Origin of the sequence: Scopulibacillus daqui (assembly GCF_016908855.1) — a bacterium.
GTDB classification, from domain to species: Bacteria; Bacillota; Bacilli; order Bacillales; family Sporolactobacillaceae; genus Scopulibacillus_A; species Scopulibacillus_A daqui.
In genome coordinates this window covers 1-23,376 of the sequence record NZ_JAFBER010000034.1, presented here as the reverse complement: position 1 = coordinate 23,376, position 23,376 = coordinate 1, and the positions used below count along the sequence as shown (strand labels likewise).

Genomic DNA, 23,376 nt, shown 5'->3' with positions numbered 1-23,376 from the left:
ATGCCGATAACGCATCGCCGCACGAACTTTTTGCGTCACCGATCTTGTCGGCAAACTCCTCCAGTCGGTCTGGATCTACTTTAATTTGTCCCATTGCATAATCCTATAGGAGCGATATTAAAATGTTGTGCGGCATTTTTCTTATTGATGTCTTTATTTTTATTATGTATAACAAAATCAGATGGATAAGAATACAAGCGCGAACTTTCACGAACCAAACTTATTAAATGGTTCATTGATACCGCTCCTCTCCTTAAAGTTCCTTCTTATCCAATTGTAGCAAATTCTTCCCATTGCAGATGGAAAGGAAATAAAAATTATAAAAATTGTTACTTAATTCCTAGTTAAATATATTTAACATTTGATTCCGTTTTCCTCATTCAACTGAGAGGAGGTACTGTATTTGAAATTGAACAAAAAGCTAGTCATTCGATAACCTTTCATGTAAGAAGTCATGAAAGTTTTTCCTGTCTTTATATAGAGGTTTTCACGCTCTAGGTTAAAGAGGCCTTTCTCAATATCTCCGGCAAATGTCAGGACAATACCTTTTCTTTGATATACTCTCCTTCTAGAAACATAACTTAAATACAGACAAGCAGTCTTTTTCCAACAGGTACATCATACATCCGGTCACATGAACATTTGCCCACGGTGCCGCTTTTTGCAGCCATTGGACATAAGCAAAAAACCGATTCAACTTAATTATTAAGGAATCGGCTTTGTAAAATATCATATTAGATTTTAACGATAAAGTTGGACAAATTTTATAAATTAATAAATACTGCACGGCTTGTATCCTTTATCCCGGTCTTACTTTGCCATCTCCACAATCAAATCCATCGCCATTTGAACCCCTTTATCATCTTCATAAGATTCCATGTTTTTAACATATTTTTCCCGATATTTATACAAATGATAAACGGCATCCATCAATGTATCCCGGTTAAGATTCTCTTGAAAAAGTATTTCAGCGTAACCAGAATTCATAAATGACTTGGCATTTAAAATTTGATCGCCTCGGCTAGCGCCATTAGATAATGGAATAAGCAGCATCGGTTTGCGCAAAGCGAGACATTCAAATATCGAGTTGGAGCCTGCTCTTGAAACAACGACATCAGCCATCGCCATTAAATCAGCTAATTCATCATGAACATATTCAAATTGCAGGTAGCCCTTTAATTGAATTGAAGCATCTACCTTGCCTTTTCCGCAAATGTGGACGATAAAAAAGTCTTTTAACAATCGATTCAGACACATTCTTACCGCCTCATTAATCCGCTCGGCTCCTTGACTTCCGCCCATAATAAGAAGCACCGGCTTTTCCTTAGTAAATTGGCAAAACGCCAGTCCCCGCTCAGCATCTCCATTTTTTAAACTTTCCCTTACAATGGAACCAATGTAAATAGATTTTTTTGAGCGTATCGCTTTTTCGGTCTCGGGAAAAGTCGTACATATTTTTTTTGCAAAAGGCAGGGAGAGTTTGTTTGCAAGTCCCAGTGACACATCCGTTTCACGCAAAATGATGGGAACTCTATTTAATGCCGCGCCAATAACTACAGGAACCTCAACAAATCCTCCGCCGGAAAAAACAACATGGGGTTTCAGCTTTCTTATTAATCTGTAAGATTGACCTACCCCTCCCATCACTTTGAATAGGTCTTTGGCATTATCCCAATCAAAATATCTTCTTAGTTTTCCAGTTGATACACTGTAATAATCTACACCTTCGAGGCCGGCAACCAGCTGTTTTTCGATCCCGTTTTTTGACCCGATATATTGAACATGCCAGCCTTGTTTAATAAGTTTTGGCATTAACACAAGATTAGCCATGACATGGCCGGCGGACCCTCCTCCAGTGAAGACGATTCTCTTATCCATATTTCCCCCTCCAAGAACATCGCGAAGTATTTAAAGAAGTCTGAGACAGGGGATGTCTCACAATAAATCCCCCATCTTCAGCATCTCTCTGATTTCTTCCTTTGTCATTGGCTCCGTTTCAGAATGATAGCCGCGAGAATCTGCATTTTCATAAGAACGATAATAATCGTTAAGACCCTCAACGGGCACGGTAGGCAATATAACAAAGTAATCATGATTAATCAGTTTTGTCCGTGTACTTTCGGATTCTGAAAATAGACTTTCATTCAGCTTTTCACCCGGACGAATACCGACTTCTTTTATTTGTATATTTTCATAGCCTGATTCATCAATTAAAACATGCGCTAAATCATCAATTTTGCAAGCCGGCATTTTCATCACGAAAATTTCTCCGCCCTTGCCTTCTTTTGTCGCTTTAAACAAGAACTGAACAGATTGCTCCATCGTTAAGAAAAAGCGTGTCATTCGCCGGTCTGTAATCTCTATTTGCCGGGAATTGTTTATTTGGTTTTTAAAGACTTGCACGACGCTGCCGCTTGTCCCAAGAACATTGCCGCTTCTGACACAAATAAATCTTGTCATAACGTTTTTGGTATTAGCATAAATCATCAGCTTTTCACCTATGGCTTTCGTCATGCCGTAAATATTTGACGGATCTGCCGCTTTATCAGTTGATAGATAAACAACCTTTCTCACATTATTCTTAATCGCTGCATTAATGACATTTTGAGTGCCGTGCACATTTGTTTTAAATGCTTCACTAGGATGATTTTCGCAAACCGGCACATGCTTTAATGCTGCTAAATGATAGACAATATCAACACCTTCACAAGCATTGATTAATTCCTCTTGATTACGGATGTCTCCGATAATAAACTTTATTTGATGATGATCTTTGAACTGCTGCGCCATTTCCACCTGCAATGTTTCATTTCTTGAAAATACGCGAATTTCTTTCGGATTCTGCAATATTAGTTGTTTAATAACCTCTTGTCCCCATGAACCTGTACCGCCAGTAACTAAAATTGTATGATTTTCAAACATTTATCTTTTCCTCCCATTATATAAATCCTTTAGATATTCTGTTTTGCTTCTTTAACCTTTGACAATAATAGCATAACCTCGATTTGTTACATTAGTTTGACATCATGAAACTCTTTTTAAAAAAAGAAAAGAGCCCCAAAATATGTTATGGGACTCTATTAAAATAAATATAAAATAGTATATTGCCTTCAGAATGCTTGACACCGAACTTCAGATGATGCCGTTCGAGGATCGATTTAACAATAGCTAAGCCCAATCCTGTTCCTGAGATGTTTTTATTTCGTGATGCTTCAATCACATAAAAGGGCTCCCAAATTTTCTCTATCTTTTGGCCATCAATATCGGCGCCGTTTTGAATGGTAAACAACACCTTGTCATCTGATTCTGAGAATGATATATCAATCTTTTGATTTTGCGTATATTTAATCGCATTGCTGATCAAGTTGTTGAAAACCATTTCGAATTTGTTCTTATCCGCTTCTACCCATACCTCGCCTTTGACCTTGTTCGAGACCGTCACATGAATTTGCTTTTTCTTGCATTCTAAGTCATATTTGCTTAAGCATTCCCGAAAAAGTTCAAGCAGCTGAAATCTTTCGTACGTGAAAACGGCTTTCTCAATCCTTGAATAATTTAATAAATCTTCTATTAATAGCGAAATATTGCTTGTTTGTTTTAAAATCGTGTCTATATAAGTTCCGTCGTCCAGTCCGTCTTTTAAACCCTGTGCATAAATTTGTATCACAGACAAAGGTGTTTTTAATTCATGGTTAATATCGGCCATGAACGTTTTTAAGTTCTCATTCTTTGTCAGCAAATCTTCATGGGCTTGTTTTAATTTATCGCTCATAATGTTAATGCTTTCTGCCAGCTCTTCAATCTCATCATTTGTTCGGACATTAACCTTTTTAAACTTTAATCTGGAAATTTCCTCAGATACCTCTTTTAATTTCTTCAAAGGATCGGTCATTTTTTTGGTTAATAGCCATACCAGCAGGAGAATAATAACAACAGCTATGGCAAGCACGTAAATATAAAGCGTATTAATCACTTTCGCTGCGTCATTGAAATGGGCAATTGATAAGCCGACTAAAACAAACATATGGTCTTTATTAATATAACTGGTTAAAAAACTTGATTTTAGTTTCCCTTGATCATAGAGCTTGTTCACTTTCTGTCCGTTCTCAACTTTTTTCAGCGTTTCCGGCGTTACCCAGAATTTATTTAATGTGACCTGTTTTCTATACAATTTTTCCCGCAGCGCCTCATTAAAGTCATTAATATCTTCTTTGGTTCCTTCATAAACAATCGTGACATGATACTTTCTCTCAAACTCAGGCACTGCATTTAAAAATTCTTTTTTATCCATTTTTCCAAGCGCCTCAGTGACATGTTCGATATTGCCTTTCATTTTATATAAATAATACTTTGGCAAAAAATATTTATTTAGTAAAACAGAAAAAGTGATGATACAAATCACAGCGATAGAGATGCTGATTGAAAGTTTTTTCCCAAGCTTATTCATCGGTCGCTTTCTCCAAACTGTAACCCAAGCCTCTATGTGTTTTTATTAAATCTGCTCCGATTTTTTCTCTTAACCGTCTAATGTGTGTGTCAACGGTTCTCTCCTCGCCGACGTAATCTAATCCCCATACAATATCTAGTAAGTCTTTTCGAGATAATATATGCCCCCGATTGTTTAGGAAACATCTCATCAGTTCAAATTCTGTTTTGGTAGCTTGTATATCATGGCCATTTTTATAAATTTTTCTTGCTTTGAAGTCAATTTTCAAATCAGCAAGCTTAACGATGTCATCTACTTTCAACAGTTTTTTTGCTCTTGTCAGCAATATATCAGGATGAAACGGCTTTTTCACATAATCATCGGCGCCGGTATTCAATGCCATCAATTCATCTTCGTTCCCGCTTTTGGCTGTTAACATAATCACTTTGGCTTGTCCGTTGTTTTTTATTTCTTTACAAACGCTGATGCCATTTAGATTTGGCATCATCCAGTCTAAAATGACGAGATCTATTTTATTACTGTAAAAAACATCCAATGCTTGCTCGCCATCTTCAGCTAAAAAGATATTGTAACCTTCACGTTCAAAATACGCCTTAAGAATCTTTAACATATCCTTTTCATCATCAACAATCAATATATTCATTATTCCTCATCCCATTTCAAATGTATTTGGTTAACCGGTGCTGCCCCTTTCTCCATCAACAATTTGAAAAAGTGAGGTGCAGCTCCCTAAACAATTGATAAATGTCATACATAAGATAATATGATTTACTGAAAATGTATTTTAACAGCCATTTCATTATACCGCAATAAGGCAAAAATAGGATTTGCGTTAAGTGTATTAAGTGTTATAATACACTTAGTATACAAAGATTGATTTAAAAAGTGCTGAAGGGAGTGAGATAAATGAACCAGCATTATATCATTGTTATGATCGCCATTGTATGCCTTGCTATCTTTAAACGAGCTCGCCGAAATATCGGCTGGCAAAAGTTCCAACCCTCAAAAATGCTTATCAGAATGGTCGTATTTTTCATCATCGGCGCACTTCTCTTGTTTGAAAACATCATACATCCAATCGCCTTCATCTCAGACATTGCCGGTGCGGCAATCGGACTTATACTCGCTTACTATGGCATTTCTTCAACAACATTCGAGAAACGCGGCGAAGATTGGTATTACCGAAATAACCCGTGGATCGGAGGCATCGTTACCGCCCTTTTCTTCGGTCGTTTGATCTACAGATTTTACATGATGTTCAGTTTGGCCCAGCATGCTGGAGGCCGGGCTTTACAACAATCAAACAGCTTACAGAATATGATGCATACGGGCAGTTCATGGACGGCCGGATTAATTATGATCATGTTTGCCTATTATGCTGCCTACTGCATGATGCTGCTGCGCAAGAGAAAATCTCAATCCATTGCTGCATCTTGCGGAGCCGGTACCTATTCAAGTTAATAATTTGACATGGCTCGTCGAAAAAAACAATAAAAAGCCCTAAACCGCTGTTTCAAGCAGCGGCTTAGGGCTTTTTGCTTAGACATGCAGAAATTTTACGCACACAGGATCCGGCACTGCCGCATCAGACTGGATGAATTTAAGCTTGCCTGTTTCCTTGTCTCTCTTAAATAAGACAATGCTGCCTGAGTGCTGATTAGAAGCCACAAGAAAATTTTCTGTTGGATCAAGGGCAAAATCGCGCGGCCAATGACCTTCTGTTGATGTATGTTCCACAAAAGCAAGGTTGCCCGAATCTTGATCGACACTGAATAAGGCAATGCTGTCATGCCCCCGGTTAGCAGCGTATACAAAACGGCCGTCTGATGAAATATGAATGGCGCTGCCTTGGCTGTTCTCGTTAAAATCTTCGGGAATGGCCGAGATAGTTTGCAGTTCTGTGAAGCTGCCTTCCGCACTATGATATGCTAAGGCAATCACCTCATTACTCAGCTCTGTCATTAAGTATGCATATTTTCCATTCGGATGGAAAGCTAAGTGTCTTGGACCGCTTCCCGGTTTAACGGACAAACGGCTTACTTCTTTAAGCGCCCCGTTATTAAGCGAATATGTTATTAACTGATCAGTGCCTAAATCGACAACCGCGATATATTTTTCATCTGGCGTAAATCCAGCGAAGTGTACGTGCGGTTTCTCTTGCCTGTCTTTGTTGGGACCCGAGCCGTGATGTTCGATGACAGATGACACAGGGTTGAGGCTGCCATCATCACTTGTCATATAAGCTTCAACCGTCCCTTTATGATAATTGGCTGTAACGACGCATTGATTGTCATTGTCAACGCTAATATGGCAAGGCGACGCCCCTTCTGACAGCTGCTTATTTAAGCATTCAAGATGACCGCGCCCATTTTTTCCGTTAATAGCAAATGCGGCGGCACCGCCTTTTTCGCCTTCTTTCATAACAGAATAAAGATATTGATTATCCTTGCTTACCGTGACATATGTCGGATTATCCAGCTGAGCGGCCGGCTTTACATCGCCAAGCTTTTCTGCAGCTGCATCAAGTGTAAACGAGTAAATACCTTCGCTGTCTCCTTTTGTATATGTCCCAATAAAGCCGATCAATTTTTGATTTTCTGCCATGCTTTTTGCTCCTTCTTTAAAATGAATTTATAATCGTTCATATTGTCGCTTCATGATCAATATTAGCAAAAATCGGGCCTCTTAACCAAATCATTGAAATGACTTAACATCGGAAAATTGCTTCGCCTTTTTAACGCTGTTATAGTTATAATGTATGTTTAACGATATTAAACGATTGAGGGATGTGCAATGAGCGGACAACTGCATATATCCTTTATTCCGACGATAAGGGATGAATGCAAATTTTTTGTATGGATTGGTGACTCCAAAGGCCGCCCGAACAGAGAAAATGAATATTTATATGCTTTATTAAATAAATCAGAAGAATGGATCGAAGTCATTGGCGACAACCTGATCACGCCGTATGAGACAGCATTTCAACTGGACGATCAATTGGTTGCGGTGCGAGGGTTGTTATTTGGTTATACCGAGCTTTTAACATTATTTAAACATCCTAAATTCATTTTTGGATATAACCGTTATTTTGAGTACGCGGACAGTATTTACTATTTTAAAGAAGTGGCCGCCGGGATTAATATCCTTTTGGAAAACGGCCATTTTTACCCGTCTTTGGTCGACTATGAAAAAGACGGCAGCTATTATGCATCCGCCCATTGGTTTTGTGACCATGAACTGCTTGAGACGTCCGGTCTTTTAAAAAAGTGGCTCAGCCATATCCCGCCGATCTCTTTAGCACCAAAGGAATTAGAAAACATCACTACAAAGCAATGGCTGTATTTGTTAATGAATATGTGGCTTGATGCTTTAATCCGGCAAACATCCAACCCTATTTTTGATCAAGTTGTCAATGATTGGTTAGACGAAGGGCTGATCGCCCATGATCATGCTGCCGATTGGTTTAATTTTTTGACGATCGATACACCGGCCTTTTTCTTGGCTACGGGCAATTATGAAAAGACAGCCCAAGTGAAGCAGCTAAAAAAAGACATTCTTAATTGGACGGCCGGAGCCGGAATATCGGATATTGAAGAACCCTTGCACGCTATTTCAGCTTTTTATCAAGAACATTGGAGGTCTTTTATTCAAATTCAGTCAGTTAACGTCTATATTGAACCCGATCAGCATGAAGAACCTTTTGAACCGGATACAATATGGACCATTCAGCTCAGTGTTGAAGGCATCCAAAATAACGAAAAAAGTCTTTTCAATTGGGAAGAAGCCGCTTATAACCATCCGGTAAATAAACAGCGTCTTGACCAAATTGAATTTTTGCTGAACAAGCATATTCCGGAGCTGAACTTCCAGCAGTTATTGATTGACGGCGCTTATGATTTAAATCTTAATACGGTTCTTGATCTCTATCGAAAGCAAGACGAACTATTGGAGCAAAACATCCGCCTTCTATTTCCGTCATGGCTGAAAATTAAAAAGGCAAAAGAACAAGTTGATTTAGACTTGGACATCGGCGTTAGCTCATCTTTCTTTGATCTTTCAAGTCTGACGCATTACGACTGGAGGATTGCGGTCGGGGATATGGATCTTTCGGCTGATGAATTTAAAAGGTTGGTGGATCAGCAAAAATCCTTTGTACAAAGGAACGGTCAATGGATTGAACTGCCGCTTGATAAAATGATAGAAGCTTATGAAGCGATGCGGGAAGCCGAATCTCTAACAGGACAAAACCCCAGTGTCGGTGATGCCCTCCAATTAAAAACTCTATATAAAGGAAAACGAAAAAAACCTTTTCATTTAAATATTGATCACAAACTTGACGACTATTTAAAAGGTTTATTAAAAAAACCTTCCCATTCTATCGGCGTTCCAGAGCATTTCCATGGTCAGCTCCGCCCTTACCAGAAAAAAGGCTATACATGGCTGACAAATTTAGCAGAAAAGCGGACCGGCTGCTGTTTGGCCGACGATATGGGACTTGGAAAAACAATTCAAACGATTGCTTACATTACCAGAAGATTGGCGAAGCATGATCGCAACAAAATCCTCATTATCTGCCCGACTTCACTTTTGGCAAACTGGCGGCACGAATTTAAACAATTCGCTCCCCGCTTTCGACTCTATACCCACCATGGTCCGGAACGTATGTCTGCCGGGAGTCTCGAACAGCAGCTCGATCAATTCGACTGTATTCTAACGAGCTATTCATTGTTATTAAAAGACATTGACTTTTTCTCAAACATTGAGTGGTCGAGCGTCATTATTGATGAGGCGCAAACAATAAAGAATCCCCACGCCAAAAAAAGCCGGGCGGTAAGAGCGCTCAAGGCTGAGCATCGGATTGCTCTGACAGGTACGCCGATTGAAAATCGCCTTGAGGAATTATGGTCAATTATGGAGTTTCTTAATCCTGGTTATCTCGGTCCGCTCAACAAGTTTCGTGAGCACTTTGTACGACCGATTGTTAAAGAAAATAGCACAGCAAAAACGAGAATGCTGCAAAAGATGATTTCACCATTTATCTTGCGCCGCGAAAAAACCGATAAACGGATTATTAAAGATTTGCCGAAAAAAATGGAAATCAAAGAATACTGCCATTTAAGCAAAGTGCAAGCGTCCTTATATCAATCGGTCGTTAATGAACTGATGCAGCATGTCAGGAGCACTGAAGGCATGAAGCGAAAAGGATTAATCCTGTCTACTTTAACGAAGCTTAAACAAATTTGCGACCATCCAAACCTTTTGACGGACAAAGAGGATATTCAATCTTCGGGCAAACTTAAACGCTTATTCGAATTGGTTCATCCCCTTGTTGAACAAAATGAGAAACTGCTTATCTTTACCCAATATGTAAAAATGGGTAAACTTTTAGAAAAAACGCTCGAAGCTCAATTTCCAAACTGCCGTATTTATTTTCTTCACGGCGGTTTAACAGCTGAGGGACGAGAGAAGTTAATCAGCCATTTCCGGGAAACGGAAACAAGCAGCATCTTTATCCTTTCATTGAAAGCGGGCGGTGTAGGCCTGAACTTAACCGAAGCCCGTCATGTTGTCCACTTTGACCGCTGGTGGAATCCGGCTGTTGAGGAACAGGCGACGGATCGTGTCTATAGAATCGGACAGACAGAGAATGTTAATGTCCATAAAATGATTTGTGAAGGAACCATAGAAGAACGCATTGATGAACTGATAGAACAAAAGAAATCGTTAAGCAAACAAATTCTCAGTCAAGGCGAAGGCTGGGTTACCGAACTATCCGATAAGGAAATCTTCGACTTGATTCGATTGCGAAAAGAGGTGCTGTCGTCGTGAGCCGGCGGATTTTGATTAAAGATCCCCAATTAAAATATTGGTTAGAAATATTTAATGACAGTGTTGAGGCCGGACGCCTTCGCCGCGGAAAGGCCTTATTCAGGGAAGGCGCCGTCATTGAGCTGGATTTTAATCCGGACGACGGCTTCTCGGCTGAAGTTGTCGGCTCTCACGGCAGCGTCTATCAAGTTGTTTCCGAATGGTCATCCGGCCATTATTTTGAAAGTCTGCTTCTCCCCTTTCCTGAGGATATATATTTTCATTGCACCTGCCCGGACAATAATGACCGATGCAAGCACATTGTCGCCGCTGTTATTCGCTGGATAACAGAATATGATAGGGATATCGAAAGCAAATGGGCTAAACCTAAAGTTTCCGCATCTCAGTCATTGAGTAAGCAAGAACCGCAAACCTTAAATAAAAGACGCACATCTCAAAGGGTTACCGAAGATTATTCATTAGAAAGCCTTCAATATTTGGCTAACAAGAAAGCCTCCGTCGCCGCACGGACGGGTTATGCCCCTTTTTGGCATATCAAACCAAATTTAAATCATTTATTAATGTTTGTGTATAACGACATGCGCCAATTTAGTAAAAACAATCGGCTAAAGTAGCAAGCGAAGACAAATGATATACAAAAGCCAAGCGTCCTTTAGGGCGCTTGGCTTTTGCTGCTGTTATAGATCAATCTCTTGAACACTCATAATATCCTCTATGTTCTCCAGACGCTCCATCACATCTTTTTCGATTTTCTTATCAACAGACAACATCATAATCGCTTGGCCGCCGGCAGTCTTTCTGCCAACTTGCATCGTTGCTATATTAACGCCATGTTCTCCTAAAATAGAGCCGACTTTTCCAATCAAACCTGGCAGATCATGGTGATGGACAAACAGCAAATGGCCTTCCGGCGATACATCAATATGATATTCGCCAATCCGGATGATGCGCGGACCGTAACCTTCGATTAATGTGCCGGCAATGACCCTTTCGTGATTGCCGGTTTTCACATGCAATGTTATCAGGCTGGTAAAGCTTTGATGATATGGTTTCTTTTCAACTGTATAAGCAATATCATGCTCCTTTGCCATAAACGCTGCATTGATGAAATTGACCTTCGCACTTAAATAATAAGACAAGATACCTTTTAAAATACTGCGCGTTAACGGCGTTGTTTCTAAGTCCATTAATTCTCCTGAATAGGTAATCGTTATTTCATCAGGTTTTTCCTTCACTAATTGAATAGCCATCTCACCCATTTTTTCACAAAGGCCAAAATAAGGCGTCAACTTTTTCATCATTTCGCTTGGAATCGGCGGGTAGTTAACGATATTTCTAAATGGTTGGTCATGCAATACTTTTAATATTCCTTCACTGACATCGACGGCAACATTCTTTTGTGCTTCCACGGTTGACGCGCCAAGGTGCGGTGTTGCAATCACTTGCGGCAGTGTTAATAGCGGGTGTCCGGTTGCCGGCTCTTTTTCAAAAACGTCAAGAGCTGCTCCCGCCACTTTGCCGTCCTTTATGGCATGATACAGATCATCTTCATCAATAATACCGCCCCTGGCGCAATTGATAATTCGCACGCCGTCTTTCATCATATTGAACTTTTCGCTGTTGATTAAATGTTTCGTCTCTTGTGTCAATGGTGTATGAACAGTGATAAAATCAGCAGCCGCAAGCACCATATCGAGTTCCGCTTTTTCAATGCCGAGCTTTTCTGCTCTTTCTTTCGTTAAGAAAGGGTCATAGGCGACGACTTTCATATTAAAGGCTTTCGCTCGTTTAGCCACTTCTGCGCCTATTCTGCCAAGTCCTATAATGCCGATGACTTTACGGTTTAGCTCGGCGCCTTGAAAAGCCTTCCTGTTCCACTCGCCGCCAACCAAGGATTTATAAGCCTGGGGAATATTTCTGGACAGCGCCATCATCATAGCAAATGTATGTTCAGCCGCAGAAATCGTATTTCCTTCCGGCGCATTAAGAACCATGATGCCTTTCTGCGTTGCGGCCTTTAAATCAATATTATCCACGCCGACGCCGGCCCGGCCGATAACTTTTAATTTACTGCCTGCGTTGATAATATTAGCCGATACTTGAGTCTGGCTTCTCACAAGCAGGGCATGGTAATCCGGGATAACGGATTGAAGCGCTTCCGGCTTAAGCCCCGTTTCTATATGAACCCTTATATCTTTTGCTTTTAACAGGGGTTCGATCCCTTCTTCATTTAATGGATCACTGATTAAAACATTAAACATATTCCAAATACACCTCCTGTGCAGCCTTAACGCCTGCACCATATTCAAATTGATGATTAAGATCTTTTAAACCGCATTCAATTAATGAAACAGCTTCCAGCACATCGCCTGGAAAACAATAACCCATATGGCCAAACCTCATAATCTTCCCTTTTAATTTTCCTTGGCCGCCTGCAAAATCAATATGATATGTCTGCTTAAGGTGAGTGCGGAGTTTTTCTATTGACAAGTCAGCAGGTTCACTGATGGCTGTTACTGTCGGTGAGGCATCCTCATCGTTTGTTAATAAAGGCAAGCCGAGGGCCCGAATTGCTTGGCGAACCATCTTTTTCATGATTTCATGTCTTTTGACCGTTTGATCAAATCCTTCTTCTTCAATCAAGCGGCACACCTCTTGAAGACCATATATAAGGGAAACGGCCGGCGTATTCGGTGTCATATGTTTCTCGTAAGATTTTCGATAGGATAATAGATCGAGATAATAAGCCGGCGCTTGATTATTTTCAATGATTTTCCAAGCTTTTTCGCTTACGCTGACAAATGCTAAGCCCGGCGGCAGCATTAAGGCTTTCTGCGAGCCTGTGACAAGAATATCTATGCCCCATTCATCCATTTTCGCATCTACACCGCCTATGCAGCTGACGCCGTCGACAATAAATAAAGCATCGCTATGTGTATGAACAGCCTTAGCCAATTGTTCTACCGGATTTAAGACCCCTGTAGATGTTTCATTATATGTTGCAATCACTGCTTTAATATGGTTAAACCGTTTAAGGCATTCGGTCAATTCTTCTTCTGTGCATGCTTTTCCCCACTTAATTTCCAGCTTGTGGACAACAGCGCCATAAGTTTCGCAAATCGCAGCAAAACGATCGCCAAAGTCTCCAACGGTTACCACAACAACCTCATCACCGGGAAAAATTGTGTTCGCGATCGCCGTTTCCAAAGCAGATGTTCCGCTGCCAGTGATGATAAAAACATCTTGCTCTGTGCCAAACAACGGCTTAAGACGGTTTGCCGTTTCCTTGAATAATGTCTTAAACTCCCCGCCTCTATGGCTGATCATGCCGTGATTCATCGCTTGCTGAACTTGTCCGGGCACTGGTGTCGGACCGGGGTTTCTCAAAATGGTTTTATGCATGTCTCTCTCTCCTCCTTGTAAAATCAGCATTTGCTCATTGACTTAATACCGCTCTCTTTACTCCCCTAAGAAGTGAAAGCGTTTTTTTATATTAAAACGCCCCTCACTGCATTTTGCAGTGAGGGGCGATCATACGCGGTGCCACCCTCTTTTTATTACAGCTTTGCAGCTGTAACCTCGGCAGGTTCATAACCTATTGGATAACGGCAGTCCGGATAAGCGTACTCTCTCATTTCAGCTTATCAGCTCAGAAGTGCTCAATATCAGGGGAAACACCAGTTTACACCAGCCACCGGCTCTCTTAAGATTCCATCTGACATCTGTCTTCGTCATAACTATTAGAATATTTGAAAACTATTTTAACAAGGCAGTTGATGAATGTAAAGGGATAAAAATGACTTTTTTAAAACTTTATTTTATTTATATGATTTCATCAGTTTTTTCTACCCGCAATTTTTCCATGAGGACAACGAACATTTCAATGTTATCGAAATATATTATGTTAAACTGAATATGAAATGATTATACATTCGTAATGATTGATATAACATGGTATGATTAATCTTATACGAATTTAGACTCGGAGTGAGCGATATATGAAAGATTATATAACGAATTTTATAACCCATATCCCATTTAAAGACATCGGTATCGCTTGTCTCATCTTTTTAGTTTTCTTTTTCATAGGAAAAATTTTCAGCAAATATATTTTGGAGTTCATCATAAAGATAATTCCTAAAAAGTATCAGCGAATTGATGATTATGTTATCCAGTCTTTTAAGAAACCGGTTAGCCTATTTTTGATTATGACCGGGCTGTACCTTGCTCTGCATTATTTGCCGCTTTCTGATCATACCATTTACTACATCACCAAAATCTATCGGTCTATGATTATTATTCTTATCGGCGGCGGACTTTTTAAGTTTTCAAATGCGACAGAGATTTTATTTAATCATGTCAGTACACGCCTTAATCTGCAGTTCAATAAAATTATTATTCCTTTTTTAACAAAAGCGATTAAGTTCATTGTTGCTGCCTTAATGTTAGCAGCGTTAGCCAATGAATGGGGCTTTAATATTGACGGCCTTGTCGCAGGGCTTGGCCTTGGCGGATTAGCAATCTCTTTGGCTGCAAAAGATACGCTCGGCAATCTATTCGGCGGATTAGTCATTATTACTGAATCTCCATTTACTATCGATGATTGGATTCAAACGCCGAGTGTAGAAGGCACGGTCGAAGACATTAATTTCCGCTCAACAAAAATTCGAACATTTACCCAAGCGGTCGTAACAGTCCCAAATTCACGGCTCGTTAATGAACCTATTACAAACTGGTCAAGAATGGGAAAAAGAAGAGTTTTATTTAACTTGAAATTGGATATTCATACACCTAAAGAAAAGATGGTAAAATGCGCTGCAAATATCAGGGAAATGTTAAAAGCAAGAGACGATATTGATCAAGAAACAATACTCGTACATTTTCATCAATTTTCATCTGCAAGCCTTGATATTCAAGTCTATTTCTTTACAAAAACAACAACCTACGATGAATGGCTTATCGTCAATGAAGAAGTCAACACTGAAATATTAGCCATTTTAGAGAACCTCGAAATCGATCTTGCCGTTCCAATTCAAAAAACATATAACATGGAAGGGTTCCCTTCTTTCAAGAAAAATACTGTACAGGCCCGTGAAAATGAATTCACTATGGAACAGGAAAGGACACACTCGCAATAAGTGTGTCCTTTTCCTGCTTAAACTGATGGCTTCAAATGGCCTTTTAACTGCTCGCGAAGCTCGCGTTTTAAGAATTTCCCAACCGATGTTTTCGGTAATTCTTCGAGAAAGATCATATCATCCGGCAGCCACCATTTGGCAAATTGCGGTTTTAAGTAACTTAATAGATCATCCTTCGTCACAGCATTTCGATAACTGTCTTTCAAAACCACGCAGGCTACGGGACGTTCCTGCCACTTTGGATGGGGAACGGCAACAACAGCTGCTTCAAATACTGCTTCATGAGCCATGAGTGCATTTTCTAAGTCAACAGATGAAATCCATTCCCCGCCGCTTTTTATGAGATCCTTTGTACGGTCAACAAGCTTAATGTATCCCTCTTCATCAATAGCAGCGATATCACCGGTATAAAACCAGCCGTCCCGGAAAGATTCCTTGCTTCTGTCGTCTTTATAATAGGAATCTGCAATCCATAGCCCGCGGACGAGAAGCTCGCCGATCTCTTTGCCGTCATGAGCAGCCTCGCCTTTTTCATTAATGATTTTAACTTCCAGACCCGGAACAGCCATGCCTTGTTTGGCGCGGATCTCAAGCTGTTCTTCTTCAGTCAGATCCGATTGGCCACTTTTTAATTTTGACACTGTTAATAGCGGTGTTGTTTCCGTAAGGCCGTAAGCGTGAACAAATGGTATTCCATATTTTTCCCTATATTGTTTAATGAGTCCCTTAGGGGCAGCTGCACCGCCGCATATCATAAGACGCAAACTGCTCATATCGTATGTGTTTTCTTCTAACTCCTTTAATACACCGATCCAAATGGTTGGAACGCCGGCTGTTGCTGTCACTTTCTCCGATTCAATGAACTCGCAGATGAGTTTGGGCGTGACATTCGGACCCAGAAGAACCTGCTTTGAACCAAACCAAGTCGATGCAAATGGAATCCCCCACGCGTTAACATGAAACATTGGCACTATCGGCATATTAACATCTGATTCAGATATGCCCTTTGTATCAGCTAATCCTAAAGCCAAACTGTGGAGAACAATGCCGCGATGGGAATAGACCACACCCTTTGGTTTGCCCGTCGTCGCAGACGTATAGCACATTCCGGCCGGCTCATTCTCATCGATATCATTGCAGAATGGATAGTTTTCATCACCTGTAACGAGCAATGCTTCATAAGAATAGGCAGGCTCAAGCGATGTCTCAGGCAACGTTTCTTTATCTGTCATAATGATGAAAGCCGTTACGGTTGACAGCTGATCTTTAACCTTTTCAATAATTGGAACAATATCTTCATCAATCAAAAGAACTTTATCTTCTGCATGATTAATGATGTAAACCAAGTGGTCATCAGATAAGCGCATGTTAATGGTATGTAAAACTGCCCCCATACAGGGAACCGCAAAGTAAGCTTCCAAGTGGCGATGTTGATTCCATGCTAATGTGCCGACTCGGTCGCCGCGCTTAACACCTAGTTTTTCCAGCACACTTGACAAAGATCTTGTCCGTTTTCCAATCTGTGCATAAGTCAAACGGTGTATCTTCGAAGGAGACGTTCTAGAGACAACTTCCTTTTTTGGAAAGTACCTTTCAGCACGTTCAATCATTTGCGTCAGCGTTAACTGAGTGTTCATCATTTCAAAAATTCCCCTTTCGCGGCTGCATGCCGCTTTATATTTTGGAATATCTCTTGAAACTGTGATCCACTGTTGTTATCTCTAGTTGCAAACGGATTCATTTTCGCTGGAAAAAATCGTTTTATGAATAGGCTCGTTCGATTAACCCTATCATCATATTCACAACAAAAAACAGATGACTGTTCACAAACAGCAGCCTTAGCTTTTTAAGAGATTGTTTTGCTTTTGCAAATAATCTATGATCCCCATTGCCGAAACTTGCAAATCAAGATCCAGCACTTTAAAAACTTTATGGTTTTCCGGTATATGAAATGACTTTAAATGCTTGGAAACGCGGTCATGGAGACTTTTTACTAAACCATCGACACTTTTTCCTGAACTTAAAGCTTTCTCCCCCTCTTTAACAAACACAGGAATCCATTTGGAAACTTGCTGAAAAGCTTCTTCAACGTTTTCTGTCATATTGAAGCGGCCAAAATACAGCCTGTCTAAACCGTATTCGCGGATTCGGTCAATGGACTGAATCATTGCCTCGGGATCGAAATGATTAGGCGATGTTGTCGGTAAGAAAAAATCAATGCCATCATCTTTAAGCCATTCGTAACGGACGCCTGCCGTATCGCCTGTAAACATACCGTTAGAAACAGGATCGTAAATGTTTATCTCTGAACGGCGATACCATTAAGAACCATGTCTACATAAATCATGGCCACTTTTTCATCGGGAACACGCCCTTTTGGGTCAAACCAAAAATAGCTCCAGTTGCACATGCCTAAAATGCCCAGCGTCACAATATCTGCCGGCAGGCCGCCTCTAAATTCTCCTTGACTCATTCCCAATTTAATAAGGTCTTCCAAATGATGTTGAAATAGCGCTCTTTTCTTAACGATCTTATCCATCTGTTCTTCATTTAAATGGCGAATTTCCCGAAAAAAGATCAAAGCGTCCCAACCGTGCTTTTCGATATTTTTTATCAACATTCTAACAATATCGAAAATTTTTGTTTTACAGCTTTTGCTTTGGTCGGACAAGATGTCTTTCTGTCTTGAAAGGAGATCATCAATAAAAGTTAAATGAATGTCCATTAAGAGCTGCTGCTTGGATTCGAAATAATAGTAAAACGTCCCTTTCGTCACCCCGAGACTATCAACAATATCTTGGATTGATGTTTCATTGAAGCCCTTTTCTCCGAATAGTTCAATGCTTTTTTCTGTTATTTTATCTTTCATCTTCATCTCTATTTTCTCCTAATTCTTCGATGTACTAACCAGTTGGTATTTAATTTTTATTATATTACATTTATTCTGTCAATCCAACAGAAACATTTTTAGAAAATACCTCAGCCTTGCTCTTCATATTAGCGACTCACTTTAAAGCCCGAACCGATATCTCAAATTTTGGAACTTTAAACCGTTTTAAACCTCTAAGGATTTTCCTTAGAGGTTTAAAAACAGCATTTTTATTTTCCGCTTGCTGCAGCGGTATAAGATTTTCTTAGAATTTCAGCCTTTTCATACACTTTTTCTCCGGCTTTATATACCTTTTGAACATGATTAACCCCATAATGATAAGGAATATAAAGATAGTTAGGCGCATTCCAAACAACCATATCCGCATGTCTGCCGGGAGCAATTTTCCCTGCTGAATCCCCTCTGTTAATCGCATAGGCGGCATTCACAGTGACAGCGTGCCAGATTTCCTCTGGGGTCATTTTTAAGTTTAGCGCCGCTAAACTCATGATCATTTGCAAGTTTTCTGTTACTGAGCTTCCTGGGTTAAAGTCAGTTGACAAGGCAACGGCGACGCCCGATTCAATCATTTTACGCGCCCGTGCATGTTTGTCTTTTCCAAGATAGAATGAGGTTCCCGGCAACAGCACAGCTATAACGCCTTCTTCTGCTAAACGTTTGATCCCTTCATCTGAAGCACCGACAAGATGATCGCCGGTGATCGCTCCTACATCAGCAGCTAGTTCTGCTCCGCCAAGCGGATCAATTTCATCAGCATGAATTTTTACCTTAAATCCTGCTTTTTTCGCTTTTTCTAAGTATGCACGCGATTGCTCAACGGAAAATACACCGGTTTCGCAAAAAATATCAACGAATTCAGCTAAGTCTTTCTCTTTTATTTCAGGAAGCATATGAATCATTTCATCTAGAAATGCTTCGGGATTATCTTTAAATTCTTCAGGAATGGCATGTGCGCCTAAAAATGTCGAGACAATGTCCATCCGTGTAAGCTTTTTGACATGCTTAACCACCTGCATTTGTTTCATTTCCGTATCATAATCAAGCCCGTAGCCGCTTTTGGCTTCCATTGTTGTGATGCCGTATGACATCATCCGGTCAATATGAAACATCGCTTTATCGACTAATTCTTCAAATGATGTGTCACGGGTGGCTTTGACAGTCGAAAGAATCCCGCCCCCTTTTTTCAGAATTTCAAGATATGGAACACCTTGCTGCTTTAAAGCCATTTCATGTTCACGTGATCCGCCGAATACAAGATGGGTATGCGGTTCAACAAGGCCGGGAGACACTAAACATCCCTTACAGTCAATTTTTTCATCAGCATCGATGTCCATTAATTCTGCCTGCTTTCCAACCTTTAAAACTTTGCCATCTTTAACGGCTACCGCTGCATTTTCAATTAGGGGAAGGTTTTGCATTTCCTTGCCTTTAACAGGTCCGTCACTGCCGTTGTCCATCGTTAATAATTGCCCAATGTTATAAAATAAAAGATCTGCTCTTTCCATACTCTCTCACTCCTCCATCTTATTCCTTATTCCGGTCTATTTTATTTTAATGACGGCATGTGTACGCCTTTTTCTTTGGCTGTTTGGATAGCAAGGTCGTATCCGGCATCCGCATGACGGACAATGCCCATGCCAGGATCGGATGTTAATACTCTCTCTAGTCTTTCGCCTGCTTCTTTCGTACCGTCGGCCACAATCACCATGCCGGCATGCATTGAATAGCCCATGCCGACACCGCCGCCGTGATGCAGCGACACCCAGCTTGCGCCGTTAACGGCATTAATCATCGCATTTAAGAGCGGCCAATCGGCAATCGCATCACTGCCGTCTTTCATCGCTTCTGTTTCACGATTCGGTGAAGCAACAGAACCGCAATCAAGATGGTCTCGGCCAATGACGATCGGTGCAGAAATTTCGCCGGCTGCAACCATTTCATTAATAATGCGGCCAAACTTAGCCCTTTCACCATAGCCGAGCCAGCAAATTCGAGAAGGCAATCCTTGGAAGGCTACTTTTTCTTGAGCCATTTTAATCCATTTGCAAAGATGTTTGTTATCCGAAAACTCCCGTAAAATCACTTCATCTGTCTTATAAATATCTTCCGGATCACCCGAGAGCGCTACCCAGCGGAAAGGCCCTTTGCCTTCGCAAAACTGCGGACGAATAAAGGCAGGTACAAAACCAGGAAAACTAAAAGCGTCTTTAACACCTTCGTTATAAGCTTCCTGGCGAATGTTATTTCCGTAGTCAAATGTCACCGCACCCGCCTTTTGCAAATCAACCATTGCTTGCACATGCTTCGCGATGCTTGCTTTAGCCCGTTTTAAATATTCTTCAGGGTCAGATTCCCGAAGCTTCTTGCCTTCTTCGATGGTTAAACCTTCAGGCAAATAACCGTTAAGCGGATCATGCGCCGATGTTTGGTCGGTAAGAAGGTCAGGAATTTCTCCGCGGCGGACGAGTTCCGGCAATATTTCCGCTGCATTGCCAAGTAAACCGATTGATAAAGGTTCGCCTTTTTCCATTGCTAATTTTGCCATACTGAGCGCTTCGTCAAGCGACTCTGCTAATTTATCACAATATCTTGTTTCAATCCGGCGTTCGATTCGTGAACGATCACACTCAATAGCAATGACAACCCCATCGTTCATTGTGACTGCCAATGGTTGGGCGCCGCCCATGCCGCCAAGCCCTGCCGTTACCGTTAGCGTTCCTTTCAAACTGCCGTTAAAATGCTGCCTTGCCGCTTCAGCAAAAGTTTCATAGGTTCCTTGCAAGATGCCTTGACTGCCAATGTAAATCCAACTTCCCGCAGTCATTTGTCCATACATGATGAGCCCCTTCTTCTCAAGATCACGGAATGTTTCCCAGTTTGCCCAAGCCGGCACAAGGTTAGAGTTGGCAAGCAAAACACGGGGTGCATCAGGATGTGATTTAAAGACCGCTACCGGTTTGCCCGATTGGATTAATAGCGTTTCATCACATTCAAGATTTTTTAGGGTATCAATAATTTGATGAAATGCGTCCCAATTTCTTGCCGCCTTGCCAATTCCGCCATAGACAACAAGATCTTCCGGCCTTTCAGCTACTTCAGGATCTAAATTATTCATAATCATACGCATCGCCGCTTCTTGAACCCAGCCTTTAGCTGTTAACTTTGTGCCGCGCGGAGCACGGATGGTTTGCTTTACGTTTGACATGATATTTCCTCCTATACCTCTTAAATTTATCGTTTGATTTGAAATCATATTAGGCTGAATGCTTAGATTTACGATTCTTCTTAGCAGTCCATTGATGCTTCATCAGGCAATAATATAAAGCCCCAGGTATAACCAACCCTATAAGCCAAGCAATATCGGCCCCATTTAACCATTTGGAGACAAAACCTTCATAAATTTCAGTATTCATAAACGGAAATTGTAAAACGATGCCTAATGCATAAGAGCCGATTGCCGTCCAATTTATTTTTCCATACTCTCCATTTAAGTCGAAAATAGCCTCAACGCTGTAATTGCCTTTGCGAAGCACATAAAAATCGATAAGATTAATTGCTGTCCAAGGAACCATAAAATACAGCAAAAAGGTTAAAAAAGCAGAGTAGTTATTTAAAAAGTTGCCTTGCCCCCAAATACTCATGCCTGTTCCAATCACGGCTACCATCATAATAAAAATAAACCGAGCCGTTTTTGTCACTTTAAATTTTGCAAAGGCATCCACAGTCGTCATCACTGACATATATCCGCCGTACAGATTTAAAGTATTAATCGCTAAAACCCCAAGAACGATAAGGACAAAAGTAACAGAAGACAATCCGGGGCCGGCCACCCTGCCAAAATAAGCCACCATTTTGCCGGACTGTTCCGGGGCTATCACTGCTGCAAACGCTCCCAATACCATCATCCAGCTGGCGCCGACTACTGAACCCAAATAGGTAAACCAAAACGTTTGATTCTTAGGAGTATCTTTCGGTAAATATCTGGAATAGTCAGCGGTATAAGGAGCAAATGTCATTTGCCATGTTACCATGACGGACATGACAAGCAAGAACGGCCCCCATGAAAAACCTGGGGAATCTAAATGTTTCGGCATCGGCTGCTGAAATAAGCGAATGGTGATATAGATAAATAAAATAAAGAACAGCCATCCTGCCATCTTTTCATACTTATGAATAAAGTCGTAGCCATAGGTCACAAGAATAACCGCCAATATATTAACAATGACAATACAAAAGGTTTGAGGGAGATGAATAGCAGAAGAAAGCGCCTGCGCCCCAAGAACGGTGCTTGTTGAAAAAAAGCCCAAATACATCATAATGACTAAAATAAGCGGAAGAACCGCTCCAATAACACCGAACTGTGCCCGGCTTTGAATCATTTGCGGTATGCCCAGCTCAGGTCCTTGCGCTGAATGCGATGCCATAAAGAAACCGCCGATAGCATTTCCTATCACAATGGCTAAAATGGCATACCAAATATTTAAGCCTAATGCAATGCTCAGGGCTCCCGTGACAACCGTAGTTATTTGAGCATTTGCTGAAAACCAAATGAAAAATAGGTTACGGACGCTCCCATGCCTTTCAGCATCAGGAATAAAGTCAATCGTACGCTTTTCAATTTGCATGCCGCACCCTCCCTTCTCGTTTTCAAACCAAACGTAAGCGGTTTCAAACAAGCTATTGTCTTGACCTTCTATTTGATATTTGAATGCCTTTATGGATCCCCCCTAAGATCATTTGTTTTAAACTTTAACTTTATTTTAATTAACAAAAACCTGAATAGATAGATGATTTATATTTGAATATGACTACAAAACGGGGTAAAAAAGTCACAATAATAAAAAACCAGACGTTTAAACCATACTTTTCTTTTGATTTCTTACTTTTTTATCAAAATAACTAAATTCTTTTCTCATTCATTAAGGGTAATCTATGTCCAAAAAAGGGAACTGTTGGGATGTAGAACTTAAAAAAGATGGGGCTGTCCAAAAAGTCAGTATAACTGACTTTTTGGCGCCCCTTTTTCATTTTTTATTTAAAAAAGTACACAAAAAAATCGCCCAATCTTGTAA

The 23,376-nt window shown here is 40.6% G+C and carries 18 protein-coding genes; 4 read left to right on the top strand and 14 right to left on the bottom strand.

Annotated features, from left to right (window positions below; translation table 11 throughout):
- Positions 1–568: 568 nt before the first annotated feature.
- From JOD45_RS16825 to JOD45_RS15455, 5 genes are all read right to left on the bottom strand, one after another.
- Positions 569–697 (bottom strand): hypothetical protein, encoded by a 129-nt coding sequence (locus tag JOD45_RS16825; protein WP_275583986.1) that lies wholly within the window; start codon positions 695–697, stop codon positions 569–571.
- Between the two features lie 113 nt (positions 698–810).
- Positions 811–1,878, bottom strand: a complete 1,068-nt coding sequence (locus tag JOD45_RS15470; protein ID WP_205004814.1) for an undecaprenyldiphospho-muramoylpentapeptide beta-N-acetylglucosaminyltransferase — start codon at positions 1,876–1,878, stop codon at positions 811–813.
- A gap of 57 nt (positions 1,879–1,935) precedes the next feature.
- On the bottom strand, positions 1,936–2,922 hold the full coding sequence (locus tag JOD45_RS15465; protein WP_205004813.1) for a polysaccharide biosynthesis protein: 987 nt from the start codon (positions 2,920–2,922) through the stop codon (positions 1,936–1,938).
- Between the two features lie 145 nt (positions 2,923–3,067).
- Positions 3,068–4,447: a sensor histidine kinase gene (locus tag JOD45_RS15460; RefSeq protein WP_205004812.1), complete on the bottom strand. Its 1,380-nt coding sequence runs from the start codon at positions 4,445–4,447 to the stop codon at positions 3,068–3,070.
- The gene (locus tag JOD45_RS15455; RefSeq protein WP_205004811.1) at positions 4,440–5,090 is read right to left on the bottom strand and encodes a response regulator transcription factor; all 651 of its coding nucleotides are present in this window, start codon (positions 5,088–5,090) and stop codon (positions 4,440–4,442) included. The genes JOD45_RS15460 and JOD45_RS15455 overlap by 8 nt, the downstream gene beginning before the upstream one ends.
- Positions 5,091–5,353: 263 nt before the next feature.
- Here JOD45_RS15455 and JOD45_RS15450 point away from each other — a divergent pair, with 263 nt between their 5' ends.
- Entirely contained in the window at positions 5,354–5,908 is a 555-nt protein-coding gene (locus JOD45_RS15450) for a CcdC protein domain-containing protein (protein WP_205004810.1), read from the top strand.
- A gap of 78 nt (positions 5,909–5,986) precedes the next feature.
- Here JOD45_RS15450 and JOD45_RS15445 read toward each other — a convergent pair whose 3' ends face one another.
- Positions 5,987–7,051 carry a lactonase family protein gene (locus tag JOD45_RS15445; RefSeq protein WP_205004809.1) on the bottom strand — a complete coding sequence of 355 codons (1,065 nt, stop codon included), beginning with the start codon at positions 7,049–7,051 and terminating at the stop codon, positions 5,987–5,989.
- A 189-nt stretch (positions 7,052–7,240) separates the two neighbouring features.
- Between JOD45_RS15445 and JOD45_RS15440 the strand changes: the two genes are divergently transcribed.
- On the top strand, positions 7,241–10,276 hold the full coding sequence (locus JOD45_RS15440; protein WP_205004808.1) for a DEAD/DEAH box helicase: 3,036 nt from the start codon (positions 7,241–7,243) through the stop codon (positions 10,274–10,276).
- Positions 10,273–10,890 carry an SWIM zinc finger family protein gene (locus JOD45_RS15435; RefSeq protein WP_205004807.1) on the top strand — a complete coding sequence of 206 codons (618 nt, stop codon included), beginning with the start codon at positions 10,273–10,275 and terminating at the stop codon, positions 10,888–10,890. The genes JOD45_RS15440 and JOD45_RS15435 overlap by 4 nt, the downstream gene beginning before the upstream one ends.
- Positions 10,891–10,953: 63 nt before the next feature.
- Here the strand turns inward: JOD45_RS15435 and serA are convergent, their stop codons facing one another.
- Both serA and JOD45_RS15425 read right to left on the bottom strand, forming a co-directional pair.
- A complete protein-coding gene (serA, locus tag JOD45_RS15430; RefSeq protein WP_205004806.1) occupies positions 10,954–12,537 on the bottom strand; it encodes a phosphoglycerate dehydrogenase in 1,584 nt (527 codons plus the stop codon).
- A complete protein-coding gene (locus JOD45_RS15425) occupies positions 12,530–13,678 on the bottom strand; it encodes a pyridoxal-phosphate-dependent aminotransferase family protein (protein WP_205004805.1) in 1,149 nt (382 codons plus the stop codon). The genes serA and JOD45_RS15425 overlap by 8 nt, the downstream gene beginning before the upstream one ends.
- 806 nt (positions 13,679–14,484) lie before the next feature.
- Here JOD45_RS15425 and JOD45_RS15420 point away from each other — a divergent pair.
- Positions 14,485–15,414: a mechanosensitive ion channel family protein gene (locus JOD45_RS15420; protein ID WP_205004804.1), complete on the top strand. Its 930-nt coding sequence runs from the start codon at positions 14,485–14,487 to the stop codon at positions 15,412–15,414.
- A 17-nt stretch (positions 15,415–15,431) separates the two neighbouring features.
- Here JOD45_RS15420 and JOD45_RS15415 read toward each other — a convergent pair whose 3' ends face one another.
- From JOD45_RS15415 to JOD45_RS15390, 6 genes are all read right to left on the bottom strand, one after another.
- Positions 15,432–17,054, bottom strand: a complete 1,623-nt coding sequence (locus tag JOD45_RS15415; protein ID WP_205004803.1) for a long-chain fatty acid--CoA ligase — start codon at positions 17,052–17,054, stop codon at positions 15,432–15,434.
- A gap of 198 nt (positions 17,055–17,252) precedes the next feature.
- Positions 17,253–17,687: an MBL fold metallo-hydrolase gene (locus tag JOD45_RS15410; RefSeq protein ID WP_205004802.1), complete on the bottom strand. Its 435-nt coding sequence runs from the start codon at positions 17,685–17,687 to the stop codon at positions 17,253–17,255.
- 26 nt (positions 17,688–17,713) lie between these two features.
- Positions 17,714–18,283 (bottom strand): TetR/AcrR family transcriptional regulator, encoded by a 570-nt coding sequence (locus JOD45_RS15405; protein WP_205004815.1) that lies wholly within the window; start codon positions 18,281–18,283, stop codon positions 17,714–17,716.
- 230 nt (positions 18,284–18,513) lie between these two features.
- Complete coding sequence (gene hutI / locus JOD45_RS15400) at positions 18,514–19,809, bottom strand: imidazolonepropionase (protein WP_205004801.1); 1,296 nt, start codon at positions 19,807–19,809, stop codon at positions 18,514–18,516.
- Between the two features lie 41 nt (positions 19,810–19,850).
- Complete coding sequence (gene hutU / locus JOD45_RS15395; protein WP_205004800.1) at positions 19,851–21,509, bottom strand: urocanate hydratase; 1,659 nt, start codon at positions 21,507–21,509, stop codon at positions 19,851–19,853.
- Positions 21,510–21,558: 49 nt separating this feature from the next.
- Positions 21,559–22,929: a purine-cytosine permease family protein gene (locus tag JOD45_RS15390; RefSeq protein WP_205004799.1), complete on the bottom strand. Its 1,371-nt coding sequence runs from the start codon at positions 22,927–22,929 to the stop codon at positions 21,559–21,561.
- Between the last annotated feature and the right edge of the window lie 447 nt (positions 22,930–23,376).

Coding starts and splice junctions, on each gene's coding strand:
- JOD45_RS15470 (WP_205004814.1), bottom strand. CDS start 1,878: ATGGATAAGAGAATCGTCTTCACTGGAGGAGGGTCCGCCGGCCATGTC.
- JOD45_RS15465 (WP_205004813.1), bottom strand. CDS start 2,922: ATGTTTGAAAATCATACAATTTTAGTTACTGGCGGTACAGGTTCATGG.
- JOD45_RS15460 (WP_205004812.1), bottom strand. CDS start 4,447: ATGAATAAGCTTGGGAAAAAACTTTCAATCAGCATCTCTATCGCTGTG.
- JOD45_RS15455 (WP_205004811.1), bottom strand. CDS start 5,090: ATGAATATATTGATTGTTGATGATGAAAAGGATATGTTAAAGATTCTT.
- JOD45_RS15450 (WP_205004810.1), top strand. CDS start 5,354: ATGAACCAGCATTATATCATTGTTATGATCGCCATTGTATGCCTTGCT.
- JOD45_RS15445 (WP_205004809.1), bottom strand. CDS start 7,051: ATGGCAGAAAATCAAAAATTGATCGGCTTTATTGGGACATATACAAAA.
- JOD45_RS15440 (WP_205004808.1), top strand. CDS start 7,241: ATGAGCGGACAACTGCATATATCCTTTATTCCGACGATAAGGGATGAA.
- serA (WP_205004806.1), bottom strand. CDS start 12,537: ATGTTTAATGTTTTAATCAGTGATCCATTAAATGAAGAAGGGATCGAA.
- JOD45_RS15425 (WP_205004805.1), bottom strand. CDS start 13,678: ATGCATAAAACCATTTTGAGAAACCCCGGTCCGACACCAGTGCCCGGA.
- JOD45_RS15420 (WP_205004804.1), top strand. CDS start 14,485: ATGACCGGGCTGTACCTTGCTCTGCATTATTTGCCGCTTTCTGATCAT.
- JOD45_RS15415 (WP_205004803.1), bottom strand. CDS start 17,054: ATGATGAACACTCAGTTAACGCTGACGCAAATGATTGAACGTGCTGAA.
- JOD45_RS15410 (WP_205004802.1), bottom strand. CDS start 17,687: ATGTTTACAGGCGATACGGCAGGCGTCCGTTACGAATGGCTTAAAGAT.
- JOD45_RS15405 (WP_205004815.1), bottom strand. CDS start 18,283: ATGAAAGATAAAATAACAGAAAAAAGCATTGAACTATTCGGAGAAAAG.
- hutI (WP_205004801.1), bottom strand. CDS start 19,809: ATGGAAAGAGCAGATCTTTTATTTTATAACATTGGGCAATTATTAACG.
- hutU (WP_205004800.1), bottom strand. CDS start 21,509: ATGTCAAACGTAAAGCAAACCATCCGTGCTCCGCGCGGCACAAAGTTA.
- JOD45_RS15390 (WP_205004799.1), bottom strand. CDS start 22,929: ATGCAAATTGAAAAGCGTACGATTGACTTTATTCCTGATGCTGAAAGG.